This is a genomic window from Saprospira grandis str. Lewin (assembly GCF_000250635.1).
Taxonomy (GTDB): domain Bacteria; phylum Bacteroidota; class Bacteroidia; order Chitinophagales; family Saprospiraceae; genus Saprospira; species Saprospira grandis.
Genome location: NC_016940.1, coordinates 1,685,479 through 1,710,000, shown reverse-complemented (window position 1 = coordinate 1,710,000; position 24,522 = coordinate 1,685,479). Strand labels below are relative to the sequence as shown.

Sequence of the window (24,522 nt, the reverse complement as noted above, 5' to 3'; positions counted from 1 at the left end):
CCCAGGCGACTGTTTAGCAAAAACACAGGACTCTGCGAATCCGAAAGGAGAAGTATAGGGTCTGACACCTGCCCGGTGCCGGAAGGTTAAGGAAGGGGGTTAGCGCAAGCGAAGCTCTTGACTGAAGCCCCGGTAAACGGCGGCCGTAACTATAACGGTCCTAAGGTAGCGAAATTCCTTGTCGGGTAAGTTCCGACCTGCACGAATGGTGTAACGATCTGGGCACTGTCTCGGCCGTGAGCTCGGTGAAATTGAAGTATCGGTGAAGATGCCGATTACCCACAACGGGACGAAAAGACCCCGTGAACCTTTACTACAACTTAACATTGTCTTTGAGTAATTGATGTGTAGGATAGGTGGGAGACTATGAAGCTGATGCGCTAGTGTTGGTGGAGTCGTCCTTGAAATACCACCCTTTAATTGCTTAGAGACTAACCCGGTGGGGGACATTGTTAGGCGGGTAGTTTGACTGGGGTGGTCGCCTCCTAAAAGGTAACGGAGGCTCCCAAAGGTTCCCTCAGCATGGTTGGTAATCATGCGAAGAGCGTAATAAGTACAAGGGAGCTTGACTGTGAGACAGACAAGTCGAACAGGGACGAAAGTCGGGTTAAGTGATCCGGCGGTTCTGTATGGAAGGGCCGTCGCTCAAAGGATAAAAGGTACTCCGGGGATAACAGGCTGATCTCCCCCAAGAGCTCATATCGACGGGGAGGTTTGGCACCTCGATGTCGGCTCGTCACATCCTGGGGCTGGAGAAGGTCCCAAGGGTTGGGCTGTTCGCCCATTAAAGTGGCACGCGAGCTGGGTTCAGAACGTCGCAAGACAGTTCGGTCTCTATCTGTTGTGGGCGCTCGAATATTGAAAGGATTTGACTCTAGTACGAGAGGACCGAGTTGAACAGATCTCTAGTGTACCAGTTGTGCCGCCAGGTGCATGCTGGGTAGCTATATCTGGAAAGGATAAGCGCTGAAAGCATCTAAGCGCGAAGCCAACCTTAAGATGAGTATTCGTTGAAGAGACCTGGAAGATGACCAGGTAGATAGGCTATAGGTGGAAGCACAGTGATGTGTTAGGGAGCCAAGTAGTACTAATTTCTCGAAAGCTTCCTTTTTCTTTCTTTTTTAAAAGAAAGATCGATAATCAACGCACTTTTAAAGTTCTATTACTTTCCTTATGTCATAACGATATAGAGTTTATCCAAAGGGATAGACAAAGATTTAATGGTGGTCATAGCGAGGGGGAGACACCTTTTCCCATTCCGAACAGAGCAGTTAAGCCCCTCAGCGCCGATGGTACTACGAAAGTGGGAGAGTAGGTCACCGCCAACCTAATCTATAAAGCCTGTACAGCAATGTGCAGGCTTTTTTTATCAAAAAAATAGCTCATCCAAAGGGATGAACAAAGAGTTAATGGTAGTCATAGCGAGGGGGAGACACCTTTTCCCATTCCGAACAGAGCAGTTAAGCCCCTCAGCGCCGATGGTACTACGAAAGTGGGAGAGTAGGTCACTGCCAACCTCATATATAAAGCCTGTACAGCAATGTACAGGCTTTTTTTTGTCCCAAAAGAGAGGCTTGAAGCATCAAATAGGAGCAAAGCGACTGGCCTAGCGATGTGCAGCAGTGGCCCATAGGGCCAGACCGAGCAGGCAAAGCCTGCGAAGGGCCGAGCGAACAGCGAGCTGCGAAACGTAGCGCCGCAAGGCAAAGCCGCAGCGGAGGCCCCAAAAACAAAAAAGCACACATCAAAAAATCAGTAGGCTGCATCTAGTAAAGAAAAAGAACCTATGCATAAAATTATTTACTTCCTCCTCTTTCTAGGACTATATAGCTCGGCTTGGGCACAAGAGCGACCCTACAGCCAAAAAATAGAGCAATACAATGAAATTTTGCCCACAGAAAATATTTATGCGCAAACCGATCGCAGCTATTACGAACCAGGGGAAACTATTTGGTTTTCAGCTTATCTGCTCGACCAAAACCTGTTAGCCAGTAAGTCGAAGGTGCTAGAAGTGGAATGGCTAAACCCTAAGGGACAGGTCGAGAAAAGTTACCGCTTGCCCGTGCTAAAGGGCAAGGCCAGAGGAGACTTTAAGTTGGATAAAGAGGCCAAAGGTGGAATTTATACGCTTCGGCTAAAGACCAACTGGCAGAAGAATTTTGGAGATCAACAGTTTGTTTTTGAGAAAAAACTCACGGTCCAAAACCAATATTTGCCTGACCTACTAATGAAGCTAGATTTCTTGCGAGAGCGCTATGGCGCTGGAGATTTGATGCAGGCCAAATTGGATGTACGCACACCCCAAAATGAAGTTTTGGCCAATAAAAAGCTAAGCTATGAGATTTTTCTAGGAGGAAAAGTCTGGAAAAGAGGCAAGGGCGAGACCAATGCCATGGGGCAAAGCCAAATTCAATTTGAACTACCCGCTCCCTTGGAGGCCTCCGAGGGCTTGCTCAATGTCTTTGTAGAGCATGAAGGCAAAAGAGAATCTATCGGGCGAAGTATTCCATTGGTCCAAGATAAAATACAGCTGCACTTTATGCCCGAAAGTGGCGACCTCATGGCGGGTTTTAAAAATCGCTTGGCCATTAAGTCTCTAGACCTACAAGGCCAGGCCGTAGATATTGAGGCCGTGCTATTGAATGCCGCAGGAGAAGAATTGCAAGCCTACAAAAGCTATCATCAGGGAATGGGGGCCTTGGAGTTTGAGCCTAAAGCTCAGGAACAATATCGGCTAAAAGTGCTTCGTCCCGTACAACAAGAGTTTGACTTACCCAAGGCCCTCAGGAAGGGACTTAGCTTTAAGATTTTGTCTCAAGACGAAGAACAACTAGAACTAGAAATTTATAGCAGTAAAAAACAAAGCATCTGCCTGTTGATGGTCCAAGATGCAGGCCTTATTGAAGAACGTGGAATCGCGCTGAAGGCGGGCAGCCAAAGGTATAGCTTGCCGCTAAAAGATTGCAAAATGGGCATCGCCAAAATTACCCTCTTCAATCAGGCAGAGCAACCCGAGGCCGAGCGCCTATTTTTTGCCAAAAAGCAAGCAGGTCTGCAAATCGAAATCGAAACAGATAAAGATAAATATGCCATTCGTGAAAAGGTCAATCTAAAAATTAAGGTGAAAGATGCGGCAGGCAAGCCCGTGCAAACGCAGCTCTCTTTGGCCGTGGTTGATGATAAGTTTTGGAATTTGGACCAAGATAAAGCCGATAATATTCTCTCTCATTTCTTGCTCTCTAGCCAACTAAAAGGCAAGGTCCAAGAACCCGCTTTTTACTTTGAGGACAATAACCCCAAGGCAGATACGGCCTTAGATTATTTGCTTTTGACGCAAGGCTGGCGCCGCTATAACTGGCGGCAAATCATGGCGGCAGAGCCCCAAGTTAAATTCATGGCAGAAGACGGAAAACGTCTGGCCGGACAACTGTTTTTTAATGGGGCGCCTTTGGGCAATAAGTCGCTAGGCGTTTATCGCAATGCAGACAAAAAACTACTCGCAGAACTCAAAACAGATGCAGAGGGCTTTTTTGTTTGGGAAGACTATGAGGGAGAAGATGAAATCCTATTAAAAACAAAGCATAGAGGCTTTTCACTAGAACAAATAGGATACAATCGAAAAAACTATTCTCATTCGTTGAATAGAGCGCCCGTCTATTTTCAAAGACAGCCTTTCCGCGCACCCCAAGATAAAAGCGCCTACTATAGTCGTAAAAAAGTGGGCAGCTCCTCAGATCCCGCTGTACTCAAAGGGATGGTCTTTGATGAGTATGGAGAGCCCTTTGCTTTTGCTAATGTTGTCCTACTAAAAGCAGGAACAGAGCAGCTCGTCAAAGGAACTTCCACAGATTTTGATGGGAATTATAAACTTGATGGAATTACTCCTGGAATCTATGACCTCAAGATTACCTATATAGGCTATCCTAAAGGCCTGATTAAACAGCTAAGAATTGGAGGTGGTGAGCAGCTACGCTATGACTACTATTACTCCGACTCAGATCTAGAGTTAATGGAGATGGCTATTGAAGAAGTGCAGATTGTAGAATATAGTATTCCACTAATAGAAATGGATAATACCACTGCTGGCCAAACATTAGGGGCAGAGGATATCGAAAAATTGGCTACTCGGAATATTGCGAGTATTGCTGCAACTACAGCAGGGGTGAACCAGGCAGAAAATGGCGAGGAATTAAGTCGAGGAAATAGGAATAATGATATTGTTATTAAAGGAGTAAGAGTAATTGGTGGCGCGCCAAGACCTGCTCCAGTAGAAAAAATTCCAGCAGTAGGACAAGAAACAAAACTGAACACAGCTAATCTAAACGAAAACAGCAATTACCTCAACCTACAAAGAGCAGAGGGACAGCTTCGTCCCAGCCCAACAACCGATAAGTTGAGCCAACCTCAACTTTCAGATACCAAAACAACGATAAAAGGTCTAAGCGCAAAGTTGAGCCAAGAAGGCTGGGCCAAATTCTATCAAAGTAAAAGCTTTTACGCTGCAGATTATAGCCCTTACTTAGCCGCAAAAGAACGCTATGAAAATATTTCCGTAGAGCGGACCGACTTTAGAAATACCCTATACTGGAACTCTTCGGTCGAAACGGATGAAGATGGAGAGGCAGAGCTCTATTTTTATAATTCTGATGCAGTAACCACTTTCCGCATTATTACCGAAGGGGCAGGCGGACAAAAAATTGGTCGCCAAGAAAAAACCTATAGTGTGCAGGCTCCTTTTCAGCTACGGGCCCAATTGCCCAAAGAGCTGATTGTTGGCGATACCCTCCGCTTGCCCGTCTTTTTGATTAACCAAACCGATGAAGCGCTTTCAGGCAAGTTTTATTTGTCGCATAGCGAGCAATGGCAACCGCTATTTAGTCGAGATACGCAGAAATACAATATTCCTAAGGATAGCTTTTTGCGCCTAGAGCTGCCTTTTGTGCTCAATTATAGCAAAAGTAGGGACCTCAATATGAAGCTGAGCTTTTTTGCTTCTGGCCATAAAGATGCTTTAAAGCTAAAGAGCCGACTCAAAGCTAGAGCTTTTCCCGTAGCCATTAGCCAAGCCGATAAACAACTGCAGGCGAGCTATCAATTGAATATTGATGAAATGAAGGAGGGCTCTATGCAAGCCCAAATTACCGTTTTTGGCAATCCGCTTATGCAATTGCAAGCCACCTTAGAAGGCATGATCCGCCGCCCTTATGGCTGTTTTGAGCAGGTCTCTTCCAGTACTTATCCCAATATTTTGGCCCTACATTTATTAGAGTCTACAGGCCAACTCGATCCCCAAATAGCGGATCGAGCGCTGGGCTATATCCAAGATGGCTATAATAAATTGGCGGGCTATGAGTCTGCAGGCGGTGGCTTCGAGTGGTTTGGCGGCTCTCCCGCACATGAGGGCCTCACGGCCTATGGCTTGATGGAGTTTAAGGATATGGCTGCCGTGGCTCCGATTGTCGATGAGGCCATGGTCGAGCGTGCCCGAAGCTGGTTGCTCTCTCGCCGAGATGGCCGTGGTGGCTTTTTGTCTGCTGCTGGCTATAATCATGGCTGGGGCCAATCGGAGGCGGTAAGCAATGCCTATATTACGATGTCTTTGGCCTATATTGGCGAAAAAGGCTTGGATAAGGAGCTGCAATTAGCGGCCCAAGAGGCTAGCGCTAGCCGCGATTTATACCGTCTGGCCCTAGTGAGTTTGGCCCATTTTTATGCAGGCAAAAAGACGAAGGGCAAAGAACTTTTGGCTTTGCTCCAAAAGAATATGACTGACCTCAATACGCTAAAGGCCGAGCATTCGATTACTTATGCGACGGGCCGAAATCTTCGTCCGCATATTTTGTCTTTGGCTATTTTGGCCCATTTGGAGGCGGGCGATCTGGCCGCCTGCCATCCCTTGGTCAATGCGTTGATCAAAACAAAAGGCCGCTATTATTTTGGCGATACCCAAGGCACGGTTTGGTCGCTCAAGGCCCTAACCGCCTACGCCTTGGCGCAAAAAATACAGTCTGCAGAAGACGGAAAATTGCTTGTTCATCTGAATGGGGAGTTGATCCAAGAACAGGCCTTTAATAGCTATGAGGGCCTAACTTTAGCCATGGATAATTTGGCCAAAAAAATGGCTCTTGGCCAAAATCAAATTAGCCTGAGCTTTGAGGGCTTTAGCCGAGCGCAAAGCTATATGTTGGAGCTCAATTGGCTAGAATATACGCCCCCTACGGCCCAAGATGCACCTATTTCAGTGGCTACTCGCTTGGCCAAAACGCAAGCGCTAGAAGGGGATTTGCTCCGTTATGAGGTCGAAATTAAGAACGAATTGCAGGACAAAGATGCGCCCACGCCTATTGCCATGATCGGGATTCCCGCTGGCCTGAGCTTACAATCTTGGCAGCTCAAGGAGCAGCAAGAGGCGGGCAAATTTGATTACTACGAGATTTTTGACAATTATTTGGTCCTCTACTTTAGAAAAATTCCCTCGGGCCAATCTAAAAAGATACTTTTAGACCTGAAGGCGGAGTTGCCTGGGCATTTTACGGCCCCCGCCAATTCGGCCTACCTCTATTATCGCCCCAATGCGGTATTTTGGGAAGCGGGCCAAAGTATTCAGATCAAAGTAGCCAATTAAACGATTTTTCTTTTGGGCTGCCCCTTCCGCCGGGTTGAAACCCAGCGCAAAGCGGTATCGCTTTGCGAAGCTATACAAAATGAGGGTTGAAACCCTCATAAGTTATCGGGCGGGTCGGGCTGTGTCGTGGCTCGCAGGTCTGCTCGGCCCTGCAGTTTTTTCGCTAGGCTCAAAAACTTGGGTCTGCGGCTGCGCCGCCCCACTTTCCATCCCTCAGCCTGCGGCCCTTCGGGCCTGTAGGACGCCAAAAGTGGGCCTTGGCCTAGCGATGCGGCGGGGTGGCCCGAAGGGCCAGACCAAAGGCGAAACGAAGTGGAGCCTGCAGGGCCGAGCAGACCTGCGAGCCCCAAAGCGTAGCGCCTGCCGAAGGCAGGAGGCCCCAAAAAAATATATATACAGATAGCAGATGAATAAACTAATACCCTACTTTTTTCTCCTTTTAGTTGGACCAATTTGGGGGCAGAGCCTATCGGAGCCTGCCGTTTTTCAGCATTATTTTAAAGATGATTTGCGAGCCGCTCGTTTGTATACAGATGCGGGTTTGGGCAAATATTTTTGGTTGGCCCAGCAGCGAGAGCCCAACCTAAATTACTATGGTTTTGATGACTATAGTTTGGACCATGATGGGGCCTTTGGCAGCATTTTGCTTACGCCCAAGCATCAACCTCGTTTGGGTATAGACCTTATGGGCAGCCATGCTGGAGAATTTAATGGGGCTTTGCGCAGCCGTTTGGATGTGGATGCCATGCAGGTCAGTTTGGATGTGCAAGGGCAATACCTGAATCAAATTCGGGATGCAAATGAGGATGGCTGGCAAGATCAGGCCCAAAATCAGAGCTTTTATTTAGACAATAGCTGGGATGTTTACTCGGGCCGCTATCATTCCAATAACAATATCCAGTTTTTGAGTTTGGCGCAGCAAGAGGGGCAAACCGCCTTTTTGCAGGGCGATACGATGGCTTATGGGCAAGAACTCAAGTTGCAACAGCAGCAGCTCAGTAGCCATCATTTGGTAGGTTTTCGGACCAAAGACTTATTGCTCATCAATTTGCAGTATAAGGACCATATGCAGCAGCGAAATTGGGGCGAGCGAGAATATGAGGGGGAGGAAGTGCGCCTAGATGTTAAGGCCCGCTATGAATACCACCTCAAATCGGAGCTGGATATTTTTCGGATGCAGCTAGATGTGGTCCAAAATCGCTTTATTGAGCGCTTAGACAGCCAAGATTTTAGACGAGCTGAACGGCTTTTGGGCGGGGCCGTCGGTTATGATACTTATTGGGGCCCAAAATGGCAGTTGATTACGCATATGCAGTTGCATTATCATAATTTGGCAGGCCCCCAATTTAGTCCACAAGTTAAATTGAATTACCAAATCCATAAGGAGATCAAGAGTAACTTTTTTGCTGGTCGCTCTTGGCGTTTTGCCAATCCCTTGACCGAATATGCCGATTTATTGCGCACGGGCCGCCGCATAGAAGTAGATAGCGATTGGCAGGCCGAAGAGCTCTATTATTATGGTTTTGCCTTAGATGTTTCGCATTGGTGGAACCTTTATTATGGACCATTTGGATCTTTTCTCTCTCAGCTTCAGTTTCGTTGGAGGCAGCAGCTGGCCCCCCAAGAAATGGTAGCCAACTTAGATGAAGACCCCTATTTGCTTAGCTTTGACTATTTAGATGAGGGCCAAATGGGCTTGCGAAATAGCTTAGAGGCGTCTGGGGGAATCAACTTTTCAGAGCCCTCTCTTTCCCTTAATTTTGACTATCGTTATAGTCGGCGTTGGAGCTATATTGCAGATCAGCGTCGAGAGTTGCCCCTTTATAGTCGCCATCGGTTGCGCTTAGCGGCTCGTTATGTTTGCCGCTTCCGAAATTGGCTAACGGAGCGACCTGTTTCTCTTTTTACCATAGAGTCTATTCTATATCTGCAATCTGGCCAACGCCTGCCCAATTTGGGGGCTAGAGGAGAGGCGCCAGAAAGGAGCCCAGGCTTTAGTCGCTGGGATATGGAGCTAGAGTTGCCTTTCAACCGCTGGTTTTCAAAGTCTAAGTTCTTTAAGCAAACAGGATTTAGACTAGGAGTACAACAACTGCTCAATCGGCAACAAAAAACGCTGATTTATGGCGCAGAAGATCCTTTTTCTACAGATTTTGAGGGCGGTTATCAGTGGGGGAGTACTGTGGGCCGACGGTTTTACCTTCATTTTCGCTATCAGTTGATGTAGCAAAGAAGAAAAGCCTAGTATCATCTGATACTAGGCTTTTGTTTTAATGCTTAAGACTACTTAAAAAGTTGGTCCAGTAGATCCTCATCGGCTTCTTGGGCAAGAGTAACTTGCAAGCCAGGAGAACGCTTCATTTCTTGCTCAATGGCAAAACGAGCGTGGGGGTTTCTGGCCCAAGCACGGCGGGCAATTCCGTTATTGACATCCCAGAAAAGCATCTGCTGTAGTCTGCGATCCGCTTCGGGACTGCCATCTAAGAGCATTCCAAAGCCACCATTGATGACCTCGCCCCAACCTACACCACCACCATTGTGGAGAGAAATCCAAGTAGCTCCGCGGAAGGCATCACCCACAAAGTTCTGTACGGCCATATCTGCAGTAAAGGCTGAGCCATCATAGATATTAGAGGTTTCCCGATAGGGCGAATCTGTTCCAGATACATCATGATGATCGCGCCCAAGGACCACAGGCCCCATTTTCCCTTCAGCAATGGCTTGATTAAATGCTTGGGCAATGCGAATGCGACCAAGGGCATCGGCATAGAGAATACGAGCCTTAGAACCTACCACCAATTGGTTTTCCTCGGCGGCCTTAATCCAGCGAATGTTATCCGCCAATTGCTGGCTAATTTCTTCTGGCGCATCTTGGGCCATTTCTTCTAGCACCTGCGCCGCTAGCTGATCGCTAAATTGCAAATCTTCCATTTTTCCAGAGGCACACACCCAACGGAAAGGACCAAAACCAAAGTCAAAACACATCGGCCCCATAATATCCTGCACATAAGAGGGATACTTAAATCGACCATCGGGCAAACAAATATCGGCCCCCGCTTCATCACGAGCCGCCTTGAGGAAGGCATTGCCATAATCAAAGAAATACATCCCTCTTTCGCTCATCGTATTGATGGCCGCTACATGTCGGCGGAGAGTGGCCTGCACGGCTTGGGCAAACTGCTCGGGCTGCTCGCCCATCATCTGCTTGGCCGTATCAAAATCCATATCAATAGGGTAGTAGCCGCCAGCATAAGGGTTGTGCAAAGAGGTTTGGTCGGAGCCCAACTCTACGTTTACATTTTTCTCGACCAAATATTCCCAAAGGGCAACTACATTGCCCTGATAGGCCAAGGATACCGCCTCTTTTTTGGCTCTGGCGCTTTTTATCCGCTCTACTAATTTGGCCAAATCAGTATAGACCTCATCTACCCAGCCTTGCTCATGTCTTTTTTGAGTGGCAATGGGGTCGGCCTCCGCTACAACGCCAATGGCGCCAGCAATAACAGCCGCCTTGGCCTGAGCGCCCGACATGCCGCCTAGGCCCGCTGTAACAAATAACTTTCCGCCCAAATCATCGCTGCCCTGCAAACGCCCCGCATTGAGGACCGTAATGGTGGTGCCATGCACAATCCCTTGTGGACCAATATACATATAGGAGCCTGCCGTCATTTGACCATATTGGGTGACGCCTAAGGCATTGTAACGCTCCCAATCATCTCCCTTAGAGTGGTTGGGGATCATCATGCCATTGGTGACCACCACTCTGGGCGATTCTTTGGGCGCCGGAAAGAGGCCCATCGGATGACCAGAATACATCACTAAGGTTTGCTCATCAGTCATCTCCGCCAAGTACTTCATCGTGAGGCGATATTGGGCCCAGTTCTGAAAAACAGCCCCATTGCCCCCATAAGTAATCAGTTCATAAGGATGTTGGGCCACTGCAGGATCCAAGTTATTCTGAATCATCAGCATGATGGCCGCAGCCTGCTTGGATTGATGGGGGTATTCCTCTATCGGACGAGCATAAATGGCTTGCTTGGGCTGATAGCGGTGCATATAGATGCGGCCATAATCCTTGAGCTCTTGCATGAATTCAGGCGCCAATTGAGCATGCAAATGTGGCGGAAAGTAACGCAAGGCATTTTTAAGGGCCAATTTTTTCTCCTCCAAACTAAGGATGTCCTTGCGCTTGGGTGCTCGGCTGATGCTGGGGTCCATTTTTGGGTATTCGGGCAGCTCTTGCGGAATGCCCGCTAGTATTTCGGCCTGAAAGGCCGTTAGACTGGCGTTGTCTGTTAGCATAGTTCTGTTTTTTTATATGAAATAGCTGTTTTCTTCATTAGGGCTAGGAAAACCTAAGGCCCAATACTAACGTACTGGGCCTTTTTTGGTTTTAGTCTTGCACGCAGCGACAAGCGGCAAAATTAGATTGGCTATAACTGGCCCCCCTCATGTTCTCATCATCATAATCCAGAATTTTATAATGGGCGTTCTGTGTGCCATCGGCCTCACTGCTCCAAAAAATTCCATATTCGCTGAGGCCCCTAAATTCGCCCTGAGCCGTAAGGTAATCTCCAGCGGCAAAAACCTTGAAGCCCAAGGCATCAATGCCATCGCTAGAGAGGATCCAGCCAGAAGTCGCTTTGAGCAAACGAGCTGGCCCTCCCTCATCATAGGGGAGGCTTTGGACCAAATTATTCCATTCGCTCAAACTAGGCAGATGAAATCCAGCGGGACAAACCGAATTGGCTGTATTCCAAGTATACAAACGACCGTAAATAGTGGCGGGAAAATCGGGATTAACCAAGGAGCCATTAGCCTGATAACGCAGGTTTTCGCCCATCCAGATTTGGCCCCCCATCTCAGTTAGTAAGTACAGTTGGTTGTCTCGACTATCTTCATGGTAGGCGGGTTGGCCAAAAAACTCTAGGGCGGGGCCATTTAGGCCATCTACTTCGGCCCGAACTTTTTGGCTGCGGTTTTCTCGGCCCAAGGTCCAGTATATCTGCGCCACCCCATAACTATTCGTTTTGCTGCGGGCCTCAAAAGCGCCATTATCAAAGGTACCGCTGCCAATAGCAATCTGAAAACTGACCTCCACATCTTCTATGGGCTCGCCCTTATTGTTGGTCACCCGAAGCTGCAAGGGCTCGTTTTGGCGGGCGCCTAGGGGCGTTTCTTGGTTGTTGCCTGCAAAAATGCTCGCTTCTGCGGGGATATTTTTGGTGCAGCTTCCCAATAGGAGGAGGGAAGCAAGCAGGAGAAGGGGGAAATGGCAGCTAATTTTCATGCTAAGGGCTAAATTTAAAAGGAAAATATCTGTTTTTTGATGTTTTGGGGCTGCCCCGCCCTGCGGGCGGGTCGGGCTGTGTCGTGGCTCGCAGGTCTGCTCGGCCCTGCAGTTTTTTCGCTAGGCTCAAAAACTTGGGTCTGCGGCTGCGCCGCACCACTTACCATCCCTCAGCCGTCGGGCCTTCGGCCCTCTAGGACCAGAAAAGGGCGAACTAGCTTAAAGATAAAATTTTTGGAGCAGAGCAAAGCAGTCTAGGCCGAAAAATGGTCCAGTTGGCCTGGCGAAGCCAGGCTGGCCGTAGGCCAAATGGCCCAGCGCTGCGCAGCGGTGGCCCGAAGGGCCAGACCCAGCGGGCGCAGCCCGCGCAGGGCCGAGCGAACAGCGAGCCGCGGAGCCTAGCGGCGGCCGCCCCCCTGAACAGGGCGGCCGCGGGCCCCAAAAAAAAGGACCATCCTGTAGTAGAATGGTCCAGATAAATTATCGTTCGCTTGCCTTAGAAAACAATGCCTAGGCGTAGGCCAATATTATGAAAACCCGTGCGGGCTTTGTTGGTCTCGGGAGTAGCCGTGAGGTCAAACAGTTCGTTAGTGCCTACGGCATCCAAGAAGCCATAATTGTAGAACAGGCCAGCCGTAAGCAAGAGGCCGCCATCTTCATTGGGTGCGTACTCTACCCCAGCGCCGGCGCCAAGTTGGATTTGGAGGGGAAAAATGTCCTTATAAACATTTTCGCCCTTTACTTTTTCGGGCGTGTAGTAAACCTCCTCGCCAGTGCTGCTAACAAATCCCGTTGCGTTGGGAGACTCTATGCTAGCGCGGGCCGAAACGGGGATACCAATCGTGAGAACGGGCAGTTGGAAAAAGGCGCGCATATAGCTTTCGCCCAACTCATTGGTGCGCAACTTTAGGCCAACGGGAATCTCTAGATAATTGAGGCGGTACTTCACCTTAGTGCCAGGCGTAAGGAGCATCCCCTCGCCATTGGTGCCGACATTTCCGGTACTAGTACTCACATAAGACTCGGCATCTAGCTCAGAATCGGGGAAAAGGCGTCCGCCATCCTCATAGAAAAGAGAGCCACCTCGGCCAAAAGAGAAATTTCCGCCCACAACAAGTGCATAATTATCGCTATTACCAAAATAGTATTCTCCGAGCAGGCCAATAGTAAAGCCAAGGTTGCTACCATCGGGCTCTACATCCTTATCATTAGAGGCGAAAAAAGAGACCGAAGGCTCTACATAAACGCCAAATTTAAATTCTTTTTGTGCCTGGGCAGAAACAACAAAGGCCAAAAAGGCCGTTAATAAGGTGATTTTACGCAGCATAACTTTTTATTTTAGCAGCTATTAAATAGTGGAGTGTTTCAACTGGCGAGTATTTAGCAGAAAACCAGGGCCAAGCCACTCCTTGAACTCACAAAATTAGTGTAAAATATGAAAACTCTTTGGGGCCTATCGGCTTTTGTCTTGCTTTTTTCGGTCTTTACGGCATGTAGTAGCTCAGAGGAGCGCCTGCCTAAATACCAGCCAGATTTGGGCGAGCTATCGGCCAAGGTAGACATCTTTCGTTTTGAGCAAGATCTGATGGCCTTGCCTAAAGACAGTACGAAGATAAAGGAAGGGATAGAGAAATTGAAGGAAAAGTATCCGGATTTTGCCCCCCTTTATTTTGGCCAAATTATGGGTATGCCGGATGATCGGCCAGATTTTGCCCCCCGCTTATTGAGTTTCCTCAACTTTAAAGAATCGCAGTTGCTCTATGATAGTATTCAGTTGGCTTACCCCAATTTGGAGCGGGTAGAGGCAGACTTGGAGCAGGCCGGAGCGCATTATCTCTATTATTTTGGGGGCAAAAAGCATCCTTTCGAGCGGGTCTATACCTACTTTAGCTTTTATAATTATGGCACCTTTACCTTAGAAGAGTTTTCGGGTTTGGGCTTAGATTTCTTTTTGGGCCCCAACCATATTGGTTATTTGGCCCATCCGAATTTGAAAAACGCTTATATGCGCAGAACCCTAACGGCAGAGCATATTTCGGCCAAAATGGCCTATGCCTTGGCCGACCGTCTAGTAGAGCAGCAGGCTAAAAGAGAAAGCAGTCGATTGATTGACGAGATGATTTTTAATGGCAAGAAGTTCTTTCTCGCTGGGGCGTTTTTACCTCAAACCGCCGACAGCCTACTCTTTAATTTTTCGGCCTTCCAAGTTGAATTTTGCGAAAAAGGGGAACAAGGCCTTTGGGACTATTTGGGCGAGCAAGACCTCTTATATAGCAGCGATGCCACTAAATACCGAAAATACGTAACGGTAGGTCCCTTTAAGCCAGAGCTAGACCTGCCGGGCAATTCGGGCAGTTGGTTAGGGACCCAAATCTTGCGGCAGTATGCTCGCCGTCGGCGATTGGAGCTCAAAAATAACCGCCCCAATAGCAGCCCCCGAGAAATAGACCAAGTGATTATTCAGGAAATCCTCAATGAAAGTAGCCCCGAACATTTTATGAAGCGCTACAAGCCGAGAAAATAAACAAAAAGGGCGAGCAGAATTTCTGCTCGCCCTTTTTTAGCTTAAAGGTCGTTGGCTTCCTTTATATAGTGCTCAATAGCCTCGGCCATAGAGCGGATTTTGGGAAACTCTGGATTAGGGACCTTAATATCAATATACAAGCCTTTGGCCTCAATGGCTTTGGCGGTAGAATTGCCATAAACGGCAATACGAGTATTATTTTGCTTAAAGTCGGGAAAGTTATCGTAGAGCGAGTCTAGACTCAATGGGCTAAAAAAGACCAAAATATCATAGAAAACATCCTCTAGGTCAGAAATATCCGAGCTAGCGGCTAGGTACATTTCAGAAACGACAAAATTAAAGCCCTCAGCTTCTAGAAAAGTCTCATAGGCTTTTTTGCCCAAATTAGAAGAGGGCAGCAAGAAGGTCTCTTTCTTCTTATGCTTCAGCAAATAAGGTTTGAGGTCTTGCAAGGTTCTTTTGCCAAAAAAGACACGGCGCTTGCGGTAAGTGGTATGCTTTTGCAAATAAAGGGCAATCGCTTCAGAGAGGCAAAAATACTTGGTCTCTGCAGGCACCTTATAGCGCATCTCCTCACAAAGGCGAAAATAGTGGTCAATAGCCGACTTAGAGGTAAAAATAATAGCCGAATACTCTTCTAGCTTTACCTTTTGTTTGCGAAACTCCTTGGCCGAAACGGGCCGAACCTCTGTAAATGGGCGATAATCCACCTTAATACCGTACTTCTCTACTAAGCGGTCATAGGGAGCTTTATTATTTTTGGTAGTCATTTGAGTCACCAAAATACTCTCTACGCGCTTCAATCTTTCTTTTGCTTCCACGGATGACATATATTCCCTTGGCCCTTTTGATAGTTAAATGATAGACAAGAATTTGAGTAGAATTAGCGGGGGGGCTATTTCAACGGTGCAAAGGTAAAGAAAAAACTGAAACTTATGAAATCGAACTGTATCAAGGGCAGTAAATGCCGCTCTTAGGGCCGTATAGGCAAAACTAAGGCCGAGCAAGCTAGCCAAGAACATGGGCAATAGGCCCTGCAAGTCAGGAGCGCTATAGGCCAACAAAAAGAGCATAGGCAGCAAACTAAAGCCCATAATGCGGTGCTGATTGGCATTGAGGTAGCCATAAAAGCTCATCTCTTGGCCAATGGGGTAGAGCTCGCCCAAGAGCCGCAGAATCGCTTGTCTGGCCGTATAGGCGGCTGTAGTGGCCGCTAGTAAAAAGGCAAAGTTTGCAAAGCTCCAATCGGGCAGTTGGCCTTCTTCTAGACGCATAAAGTTGCTGGCCAAATAGATAAAGCTCCCTAGGGCAAAACCCGCCTGTAGATAGCTCAGTATATTATAGGCCGACCATTGCTGAAACCGCTGTTCTCGCTCTTCTTGGCCCGCAATATTCAAATTGCCATAGGCCCAAAAATCTCGGTAGGTCTCGGAGCGATAGGCCGTGAGCAAAAAGGCAAAAAGCAAGAGCTGCCCCAAAAGGGCAAATAATAGCCATGCCGGCTGACGCTTTGCTTTTTGGGTAGAAGTAGATAAAACCGCAGGCTGCTCTTTGGGCGCAAATAATTCGGACCAAAATTTATCCATATCTACATCCTTGGCCAATTTGGCCTTGCGCTGCCCCAATTGCTGCCCCTTTTTGGGCAAATTGAAGGGATTGCTGAAATCCTCCAAATCATAGGGATTATCTACATAATGCTCCCTAGAAATTTTTGTCGCCCGATAAGGCGCTGGCGCTGGCTTTTGCGGAGCCAAACGCAGTTGCTCAAAGGCCAATGGATCCTCTAGCAGAGGCGCCTGTTGCTCCTGCTTTTCTTCCACTAGTATATTTAAACTCAAAGCATCTGCCGCCAAAAGCTGCTGCTCGCCAAACTGAGCCGATAGACCCAAAGGAAGCAAAAACAAACAGGCAAAGCAAATGAAGAGGCCTAGAATTAGGCTATGTTTTGTCTCGATATTCGTCAAAATGGACAGAAATTTGTCGCTTTCTGGAAAACTGTTCCCCAAACCAGGAACTTTGTCGATAAAGATACAAAAGCAGGGCAGACAATCAGGCTCTAAGGCTTTATTTTTATACTTTTAATGTGACTTTAGCCCCGATTTTAGCTCCCTAAATCAAATTACAATTTATAAACAGCGCTTTTTAGCGCCTCAACAACCACAAAATGAAACAAATTAGCTTTATTCTTCTCCTCTTTTTTGCCTTTGCCTTTACTGCACAGGCCCAAGTAAAAGCCACCCTCAAAGAAGAGGTGCGTACTATGTCTGAAGGCGCCCACAATGCCCTAGTGGTAGACCTCCCCAATTGCTCTGCCGATAAGGTGGGCGATATCTGGAAAACCTTTGTCAAGAAAAATTATAAAGGCAAAGTGAAGTACAAAAAGAAAGATAAACTCTATATCTCGGATAATGCTACAGTCAAAGATATGAGCGAAAATACCGTAGATATCTACGCTATGGTCCAAGATAAAGGCGAAGAAGGCGCCGAAATCGTGATCTGGTTCAACCTAGGCGTGAGCTACCTCTCGCAAAAAGAATTTCCCAATCAGTTCCAAGTAGCCGAGGAAGTCGTGAATAAGTTTACCAAAAAACTAAGCGCCGACCTACTCGAAGATCTCCTCAAAGCCGAGGAAAAAACCCTCAAGGAACTAGAAAAGGATATGAAGGAACTCGAAAAAGACGAGAAGAAACTCACCAAAGATATCGAGGACTATAAGGAGACTATCAAGAAGATGGAGGAAAATATCAAAAAGGCCGAAGAGGATATCAAGAAGTCTAAGGAAGATCAAGGGACCAAAAAGAAAGAGGTCGATGACCAAACGCAAGTGGTCGATGAACTCAAACAAAAAATTAAGGCCAATAAATAAATCCAAAAGCTCCTCTGGTCTGAGGGGCTTTTTTATTTTTTGGGGCCTCCGCAGCAAGCTGCGGCGTTACGGTCCGCAGCTCGCAGGTCTGCTCGGCCCTGCGGTGGCTTCGCCACCTCGGTCTGCCGCTGCGCGGCACTGCTCCCCATCACTAGGCCTGCGGGCCTTCGGCCCTGTAGGTCGCCAAATAAAGGGGCCAAACTTCTTTTTTTAAAAGGCGGGGAACAAAGATGCCCCAAAAATTGTAAGTTTGTGCGTCTCCAGTCCTCAACGACTGAAGCCCTTCACTAACCAACAATTTATCATGGCAACTAGCGAAATCCTATTCATCCTCGAGAATGTAGAGCTGATTGATTTTTACGGACAAAACGATAGCAAACTCGCTTTGCTGCAAGCCAGCTATCCCGACCTGAAAATTACGCCCCGAGGCAATACCGTCCGCATTAGCGGAGAAAAACAAAGGGTGCAAGAGGTAAAACATAAACTAGAGCTGATGGTCAAAATGCTCCAGCAATTAGGCGAGCTGCACCCACAGGCAATTAAAGATATGCTCAAAGGAGAAAATCCCTTCGAGAGCAAATTGCGCAAGGTCAATCGCAATGCAATTGTATATGGCCGCTCTGGCAAACCCATTACCCCTCGTACCCGCAACCAAAAGAAATTGGTCGAATTGGCCGATATTAACGACCTGGTCTTTGCGATCGGGCCAGCCGGAACAGGAAAAACCTATACGGCTGTGGCTATGGCCGTCCGCGCCCTCAAGCAAAATATCGTCAAAAGAATTATTCTCACTCGGCCCGCTGTAGAAGCTGGCGAAAATCTAGGCTTTTTACCCGGCGACCTCAAAGATAAGATCGACCCTTATCTACGCCCCCTCTATGATGCCCTAGATGATATGATTCTGCCCGATAAGCTCAATTACTTTATGCAAAACCGCATTATTGAGGTGGCCCCTCTCGCCTTTATGCGAGGCCGTACCCTAGATGATGCCTTCGTGATTTTGGATGAGGCCCAAAATACTACAGAAATGCAGCTCAAAATGTTTTTGACCCGCCTAGGCCCCAATGCAAAATGTATCATTACTGGCGACCTCTCTCAAATTGACTTGCCCAGAAAACAACAGTCTGGCCTGATTCGAGCTCTACGCATCCTTAAAGGCGTAGATGGTATCGGCCAACTTTATCTGGATGCCAGCGATGTGGTCCGCCACCGTCTCGTTAAGGAAATTATTCATGCCTACGACCGAGATGATGCCGCCCAAGAAAGCCGCCGAGAAGATTGGCGACGAAAAAAAGAAGATGAGCGAAATAATGACCCTTATTAAAAAATGCTTGCCTTTATGATCCATCCCTCAGGAGTTTTTCCTGAGGGATTTTTTTTGGCCCCTGCTGCATCTAGCAAGGGCCGAAGGCCCGCAGGCAATAGCCAAATTTAACCGCACTCACTTTTATAGTTTGCAGCAATTTAGCGCTAGTCGGCCCTATTTTTCTCGACCATAGCGAAGGCTATGTCCTCAAAAAATAGCTGGACTAGCACAAAATTCATAACAAACTATGGCCAAAGCAGCGCGATTAAATCTGGCTGAGGGATGAGAGCAGGGCCGCCGCAGGCGGCAGACCTAGCGGGCGCAGCCCGCGCAGGGCCGAGCGAGCAGCGAGCTGCGGACAGCCCGACCCGACCATAGGGACAACCAGCCCCAGAGGGGCGCCAGTTCGACAACCGAAGGGCGTAGCGGCAGCCCCAAAAAAACAATAAAAATAAAAAACTGACAAATTTGGATCTAAAGCCTATTGAAATAGGCCTTGGTGAAAATAAATTTTGACAAATGCCCAAAAAGCTATTTCTCTCTCTAGCTCCAAAGGCCGTTCTTTGAGAATATGAAAAGCCAATAAGCGCATTATCTCCCCCTTAAATCATTTAGATTATGAATTGGAAAAGATTTTATCTCAGTTTAAGTTTTCTGTTGGCCTTTTTGGGCAGCGGAGAGCTTATGGCCCAATGTGGCAACTTTCGGGCATATGCCTATCCCGATAGTTCTACCTGTCCCGCTCAGTCTGTTCAGGCCTATACCTCTGGCGGGCAATCCCCTTACACTTATCAGTGGAGCACAGGCGCCACAACAGCCTCTATTGCTACCCCCAGCTTAGGGACCTATAGTGTAACGGTGCAAGATGCCAATGGTTGTACAACTACAGACACAATTGTGGTGAATACCTTTAGCCTAAGCGCTGTTAGTATTGTAGATGCTAGCTGTGGAAACAATAACGGCCAAATTCAATTGTCGGTCTCTGGCTCTGGCCCCTACGATCTACGCTGGTACACAGCCAACTGGCAGTATGTGGGCTCAGGCATGACACTCGCTAATGTTCCTGCCGGAAGCTATACTGTACAAGCTTATGATAGCACTACACAATGCTACGAAAGCCAAACCTATACCGTAGGTGGAGGCAATGGCCCTCAGGCTACAATTTTGCCCGATACCTCTAGCTGCCCCGTAAATACACTTTTTGCTAGCGTCTCTGGAGGAGCTGCTTCTTATACTTATCATTGGAGCAATGGAGCCACAACTAGCTCTATTTCTAACCTAGCCGCTGCTCAAAATTATACTTTAGTTGTTATTGACCCCAATGGCTGTGCCGATACAACTAACTATTATATTGATACCCTTTGTAATCAACAACCGCCCTGTAATATCTCTATCTTGATGCTGGACGATAGTATTGGCTGCCCCGCTAACTGGGTGCATGCTATGCCCTCTGGCGGAACATCTCCTTATTCTTATGCTTGGTCTAATGGACAAACAACGGCAAGCATTAGTAACCTAGTTGCAGGATTTAACTATATGGTGACGGTAACCGATGCTACAGGTTGTACCGCTTCTAGCAGCTATTATGTAGATACGACCAACTGCAATCAACAACCATCTTGTAATATCTCTATCTTGATGTTGGATGATAGCATTGGCTGCCCCGCTAACTGGGTGCATGCTATGCCCTCTGGCGGAACATCTCCTTATTCTTATGCTTGGTCTAATGGACAAACAACAGCAAGTATTAGTAACCTAGTTGCAGGATTTAACTATATGGTGACGGTAACCGATGCTACAGGTTGTACCGCTTCTAGCAGTTATTATGTAGATACGACCAACTGCAATCAGCAGCCCGTTTGTAATATGCAGGCCTATACCTATACGCAAGGTTGCCCCGCCGATACACTTTCTGCTTATGCTTGGAATGGCGCCGCCCCTTATACTTATAGCTGGAGCACCGGACTCACCGTTACGACACAGAGTAACCGTCATGATGCTTATGCTTCAAATGGTGCCGGCCAATATAGTGTAACGATTACCGATGCCAATGGCTGTATAGCCGTAAGCTCAGTACAGGTCAATAGCCAAGCGCCTATGCAAGTAGGCTATACTATTAACGATGCTTCTTGTGGCCAAAATGATGGCGCCATTGATTTGACCGTAAGCGGTGGCGATAGCATGTACATGTATAGCTGGTCCAATAATGTAAGTAACGGCTGGCAAGAAGATCAAAGCAACCTCGCCCCAGGTGTCTACTCTGTCTATGTTTATGATAGCTCTGGCTGCTCAGTTTATCTAGATAGCCTAATCGTAAACGGTAGCGGAACGATCAACCCCAGCATGACGCCCGCCAACTGTCTGGATTCTCTAGGCGCTATTGCCCTAAATCCCACTGGCTTTAGCAATCCTCAGTTTGTTTGGAATACTGGCGACACTGGCCCCAACTTGAATAACCTCGCTTCTGGGGTATATACGGTAACCATCACTGACGATAGCTGCCAAACCGCACGTACCTTCTTCCTCGATCAAGATTCTAGCTGTGCTATCATGATCGCTGGACGAGTAACCGATAATACCGCTGGCGGAACTTGTGCCCAAGGTACTGCCGAGGCTTTCCGCCTTGTTCGCCTACAACCTGCCGGAATTATCACAACAACTAACCAATACGGCTACTATCAGTTTACCGTAATGCAAACCGGAAACTATACCGTAGAGCTTCTACCCGATGGCGTAAGCAGCCAACTCTGCCCCGCCGCCAATATTTCTGTCAATGCCGCTAATGTGGGAGGCTATTATGGTGGAAACGATTTTGTGGTCACGCATCCCCCCGTTAATGACTTGCGTGTAAATTTGGTCCACTATAGTACCTCTACACCTGGTTTTTCTCTCTATACTTATGTCTACTATTGCAATGATGGAAATACGACCCAAAATGCAACCATCACTGTAGATTATGATAGCCAACTAGAGTTTAATACTACAGCGCAAAACCCCCGCTATAACAATGCTACTTACTATGCTTATAGCAATGCAGTAATGACGTCTCATGATGCCGTGAATAACAATATTGTTTTCACTGCCAATAACTTGGGCGCTGGCGAATGTGGACTTATCCGCATCTACCTAAATACACCCACTACGGTGGCCCTAGGTGATCAAGTAGCCAATAGCGTAGCCATTACCCCCATCTCTGGCGATGCTACTCCCGCTAATAATACCGATGTAGACAGCCTGATTGTTGTAGGCTCTTGGGATCCCAATGAGATCGTTCTTCGCCCCACTCGCTCTGGCGACCCCCGCGGACAAGCCGAAATCTTTGAACAAGATGATGTTTTGGACTACACCATCCATTTCCAAAATCTAGGTACTGCCCCCGCCTATACTGTGGTGGTCCGCGATACCCTAGATGCTAGCTTTGATGTGAGTAGCCTAACTAATTTGCAGTTCTCTCATCCCGCTACAATGACGGTTGAAAACGGAAATATCCTCGTCTTTACTTTCAACAATATCAACCTCCCCGATGCCGATAGTGATGAGCCTGGCAGCCATGGATTTATCAATTATAGCATCGACAGAGACCCTAACTTGCCCCTAGGCTCTGTAATTCCCAACAAGGCGGCGATCTACTTTGACTTTAATGCGCCAGTAATCACTAACCTCAGTGAGGCCATGATTTCAGCCCCCACAAGTACTCGCCAAGTCGAATTGCTCAACACTAGCTTCAAGGTATTCCCTAACCCCAGCCAGGGCCAATACTTTATCAGCTTTGAGCAAAACCAAACCCAAGACCTGCACCTTCAGGTCTACAATATGCAGGGCCAACTCTTGCTAGAACAAACTCAGGCCGATGCCCCCACATCTGGACAAATGAGCTTTGATCTCAGCAATTTCCCTGCAGCTCACTATTTGCTCCGTATCAATGGCCAAGAGCAGTTGATCCAAAAGCAATAGAAGAGTAGTTCTCAAGTCTGTACAGACTTTTATTTTGCGGTCGCTGTCCTCATCCTTTTTGGGATGGGGGCAGTTTTTTTTTAGGGGCGTTACTCCTTTCAGTCGTCGAACTGCGGCTTGCAGCCTTGTTGTCCGCTTGCTGCGGGCACTACGTTTACTCCCTTCGGTCGTCGAAGACGGACTAAAGTCCTTGTTGTCGCAGATCGCTGCTGTTTTGGGGCCTCCGCTGCGGCTTCGCCTTGCGGCGCTACGTTCCGCAGCTCGCTGTTCGCTCGGCCCTTCGGCGGCTAGGCCGCCTCGGTCTGGCCTAACGGCCACTGCTGCACATCGCTAGGCCGCTTAACAGTTGTTTTCAAGCTTATCTTGAGACTGTTTAAAATTTTGTGTATGGGCTAAAAAAGGGGTAAAGATTAGGAGGTTTAATATCAATTTAATTACTTAGAAAAAAAGTACCGCTATGGACAAGAAACAAGAAGAGTTATTAAACCGCCTACTAGGAGATGTGAAGAACATTGAGGAGCTAGACAAGCTAACAGATGACCTCAAAAAACGAGGAATTCAAAGTTTGTTAGAAGGAGAAATGTCAGCGCATTTAGGGTATGCTCGTGGCGAAGAAGTCCAAGGAGAAAATCGCAGAAATGGCCATTCTTCAAAGAAGATCAAGACGGAAAGTGGCAAATTACAAATAGAAATACCAAGAGATCGAGAGGGTAAATTTGACCCTGTAACAGTCCCCAAACACAAGTCGATGACGGCTAAGCTAGAGAGTGTGATTACACTATTGTATGCTAAAGGTATGAGCCTGTCTGATATAGTAGAGTATATGGATGAAATTTATGGGCAGCAGTACTCTAAGAGTCAAATTACAACCATTACCAATAGCCTCTTAGATAGCATTCGAGAGTGGCAAAATCGGGTTCTTGATGAGAAGTATGCGATTCTTTGGATTGATGGGATTCACTATAAAATTAGAGAGGATGGGCAGATTAAAAGCAAGGTTTGCATGATTGTACTTGGGGTTAATTTAGCAGGCTATCAAGACATTATTGGCATGTATCTCTTTGAAAAAGAGACTGCTGCAAATTGGGCCACAACTTTGAATGACATTAAAACAAGAGGGGTAAAGGATGTTTTATTTATCTGCTCAGACAATCTAGCTGGCTTGGACCAAAGCGTTGAGGCCGTCTTTCCTCAGGCAGCTCATCAAATTTGTGTGGTCCATCAAATTCGCAATTCTATGAAGGTTGTCGAAGCCTCTAATAGAAGAAAAGTGGCCAAAGATATTAAGCTCATTTATACAGCTCCTAATGAAGCTGAGGCCAGAAATCGGCTTCAAGATTTTGAAGAAAAATGGGGTGATCGCTATCCTTACATCATTAAATCTTGGGAGAAAAACTGGGACAATCTCACTGTCTTTTTATACTATCCTCAAGAAATCAGAAAGCTTATTTATACCACAAATATTATTGAAGGCTTTAATGCTGGCCTGAGAAAATATACCAATAACAAACGCTCATTTCCAAATGATGCTGCGGCTATAAAATCTATCTATTTAGCCGCTATGCAAATTCAAAAACGATGGAAGGTCAAACGAGCTGGTTGGACCAAAGTTTTCAGCCAGCTTTGTGTCTGTTTCCCTGACCGGGTCATCTAAATTTTACCACTCACCTCCTAGTCTCTATTGACCAAATTTTATTCGGATACACAAAATCCTGAACAGTCCCCTTATCTTTATGCTTCGGCCATAGGGCGCTTTACTTATACTATTCGCAATTTGTGAAACGGCAATTGTAAAGTAGGGGATGCTATTTGCAATTTGTGAAACGGCAATTGTAAAGCAGGGGATGCTATTCGCAATTTGTGAAACGGCAATTGTAAAGTCGGCTATGCTATTCGCAATTTGTGAAATGGCATTTGTAAAGTAGGGTGAGCTATTTGCAATTTGTGAAATGGCAAT

At 47.1% G+C, this 24,522-nt stretch carries 13 protein-coding genes and 3 rRNA genes (1 of these 16 only partly in view); 11 read left to right on the top strand and 5 right to left on the bottom strand.

Translation table 11 applies throughout. The features are described 5' to 3' along the window. From SGRA_RS07585 to SGRA_RS07560, 5 genes are all read left to right on the top strand, one after another. Positions 1–1,111 (top strand): 23S ribosomal RNA (locus SGRA_RS07585); it begins 1,703 nt to the left of the window's first position. 108 nt (positions 1,112–1,219) lie between these two features. Next, positions 1,220–1,328, top strand: a 5S ribosomal RNA gene (rrf, locus tag SGRA_RS07580). Positions 1,329–1,408: 80 nt separating this feature from the next. After that, positions 1,409–1,517: ribosomal RNA gene (gene rrf, locus SGRA_RS07575) — 5S ribosomal RNA — on the top strand. A gap of 269 nt (positions 1,518–1,786) precedes the next feature. Beyond that, complete coding sequence (locus tag SGRA_RS07570; RefSeq protein ID WP_015692055.1) at positions 1,787–6,625, top strand: MG2 domain-containing protein; 4,839 nt, start codon at positions 1,787–1,789, stop codon at positions 6,623–6,625. 406 nt (positions 6,626–7,031) lie between these two features. Next, entirely contained in the window at positions 7,032–8,852 is a 1,821-nt protein-coding gene (locus SGRA_RS07560) for a TonB-dependent receptor (protein WP_015692053.1), read from the top strand. A gap of 56 nt (positions 8,853–8,908) precedes the next feature. Here the strand turns inward: SGRA_RS07560 and SGRA_RS07555 are convergent, their stop codons facing one another. The 3 genes from SGRA_RS07555 to SGRA_RS07540 form a co-directional block, all read right to left on the bottom strand. Beyond that, the gene (locus SGRA_RS07555; RefSeq protein WP_015692052.1) at positions 8,909–10,927 is read right to left on the bottom strand and encodes a urocanate hydratase; all 2,019 of its coding nucleotides are present in this window, start codon (positions 10,925–10,927) and stop codon (positions 8,909–8,911) included. 91 nt (positions 10,928–11,018) lie between these two features. Next, positions 11,019–11,915, bottom strand: coding sequence for an FISUMP domain-containing protein (locus SGRA_RS07550; protein WP_015692051.1), 897 nt, complete (start codon positions 11,913–11,915; stop codon positions 11,019–11,021). A 496-nt stretch (positions 11,916–12,411) separates the two neighbouring features. Then, positions 12,412–13,242, bottom strand: a complete 831-nt coding sequence (locus tag SGRA_RS07540) for a porin family protein (RefSeq protein WP_015692049.1) — start codon at positions 13,240–13,242, stop codon at positions 12,412–12,414. Between the two features lie 108 nt (positions 13,243–13,350). Here SGRA_RS07540 and SGRA_RS07535 point away from each other — a divergent pair, with 108 nt between their 5' ends. Further along, positions 13,351–14,439, top strand: coding sequence for a gliding motility protein GldB-related protein (locus SGRA_RS07535; protein WP_015692048.1), 1,089 nt, complete (start codon positions 13,351–13,353; stop codon positions 14,437–14,439). Positions 14,440–14,480: 41 nt separating this feature from the next. Here the strand turns inward: SGRA_RS07535 and SGRA_RS07530 are convergent, their stop codons facing one another. Both SGRA_RS07530 and SGRA_RS07525 read right to left on the bottom strand, forming a co-directional pair. Beyond that, the gene (locus SGRA_RS07530; RefSeq protein WP_015692047.1) at positions 14,481–15,269 is read right to left on the bottom strand and encodes a uroporphyrinogen-III synthase; all 789 of its coding nucleotides are present in this window, start codon (positions 15,267–15,269) and stop codon (positions 14,481–14,483) included. Positions 15,270–15,293: 24 nt separating this feature from the next. Further along, on the bottom strand, positions 15,294–16,403 hold the full coding sequence (locus SGRA_RS07525) for a DUF4271 domain-containing protein (RefSeq protein WP_148268298.1): 1,110 nt from the start codon (positions 16,401–16,403) through the stop codon (positions 15,294–15,296). A 200-nt stretch (positions 16,404–16,603) separates the two neighbouring features. Here SGRA_RS07525 and SGRA_RS07520 point away from each other — a divergent pair, with 200 nt between their 5' ends. The 5 genes from SGRA_RS07520 to SGRA_RS24255 all read left to right on the top strand — a co-directional run bounded on the left by SGRA_RS07520 (position 16,604) and on the right by SGRA_RS24255 (position 24,490). Continuing rightward, on the top strand, positions 16,604–17,305 hold the full coding sequence (locus SGRA_RS07520; RefSeq protein WP_015692045.1) for a hypothetical protein: 702 nt from the start codon (positions 16,604–16,606) through the stop codon (positions 17,303–17,305). Positions 17,306–17,609: 304 nt separating this feature from the next. After that, a complete protein-coding gene (locus SGRA_RS07510; RefSeq protein ID WP_015692043.1) occupies positions 17,610–18,629 on the top strand; it encodes a PhoH family protein in 1,020 nt (339 codons plus the stop codon). A 600-nt stretch (positions 18,630–19,229) separates the two neighbouring features. After that, complete coding sequence (locus SGRA_RS07505; RefSeq protein ID WP_015692040.1) at positions 19,230–22,565, top strand: T9SS type A sorting domain-containing protein; 3,336 nt, start codon at positions 19,230–19,232, stop codon at positions 22,563–22,565. Positions 22,566–23,022: 457 nt separating this feature from the next. Further along, positions 23,023–24,219 (top strand): IS256 family transposase, encoded by a 1,197-nt coding sequence (locus SGRA_RS07500; RefSeq protein ID WP_015691783.1) that lies wholly within the window; start codon positions 23,023–23,025, stop codon positions 24,217–24,219. A 148-nt stretch (positions 24,220–24,367) separates the two neighbouring features. Further along, the gene (locus SGRA_RS24255; RefSeq protein WP_281046403.1) at positions 24,368–24,490 is read left to right on the top strand and encodes a hypothetical protein; all 123 of its coding nucleotides are present in this window, start codon (positions 24,368–24,370) and stop codon (positions 24,488–24,490) included. Positions 24,491–24,522: the final 32 nt, after the last annotated feature.

What these genes read in the sequence shown, in the direction of transcription:
- SGRA_RS07560 (WP_015692053.1), top strand. Translation starts at nt 7,032, where the DNA reads ATGAATAAACTAATACCCTACTTTTTTCTCCTTTTAGTTGGACCAATT.
- SGRA_RS07530 (WP_015692047.1), bottom strand. Translation starts at nt 15,269, where the DNA reads ATGTCATCCGTGGAAGCAAAAGAAAGATTGAAGCGCGTAGAGAGTATT.
- SGRA_RS07505 (WP_015692040.1), top strand. Translation starts at nt 19,230, where the DNA reads ATGAATTGGAAAAGATTTTATCTCAGTTTAAGTTTTCTGTTGGCCTTT.
- SGRA_RS07555 (WP_015692052.1), bottom strand. Translation starts at nt 10,927, where the DNA reads ATGCTAACAGACAACGCCAGTCTAACGGCCTTTCAGGCCGAAATACTA.
- SGRA_RS07540 (WP_015692049.1), bottom strand. Translation starts at nt 13,242, where the DNA reads ATGCTGCGTAAAATCACCTTATTAACGGCCTTTTTGGCCTTTGTTGTT.
- SGRA_RS07520 (WP_015692045.1), top strand. Translation starts at nt 16,604, where the DNA reads ATGAAACAAATTAGCTTTATTCTTCTCCTCTTTTTTGCCTTTGCCTTT.
- SGRA_RS07535 (WP_015692048.1), top strand. Translation starts at nt 13,351, where the DNA reads ATGAAAACTCTTTGGGGCCTATCGGCTTTTGTCTTGCTTTTTTCGGTC.
- SGRA_RS07550 (WP_015692051.1), bottom strand. Translation starts at nt 11,915, where the DNA reads ATGAAAATTAGCTGCCATTTCCCCCTTCTCCTGCTTGCTTCCCTCCTC.
- SGRA_RS07570 (WP_015692055.1), top strand. Translation starts at nt 1,787, where the DNA reads ATGCATAAAATTATTTACTTCCTCCTCTTTCTAGGACTATATAGCTCG.
- SGRA_RS07500 (WP_015691783.1), top strand. Translation starts at nt 23,023, where the DNA reads ATGGACAAGAAACAAGAAGAGTTATTAAACCGCCTACTAGGAGATGTG.
- SGRA_RS07510 (WP_015692043.1), top strand. Translation starts at nt 17,610, where the DNA reads ATGGCAACTAGCGAAATCCTATTCATCCTCGAGAATGTAGAGCTGATT.
- SGRA_RS24255 (WP_281046403.1), top strand. Translation starts at nt 24,368, where the DNA reads ATGCTATTTGCAATTTGTGAAACGGCAATTGTAAAGCAGGGGATGCTA.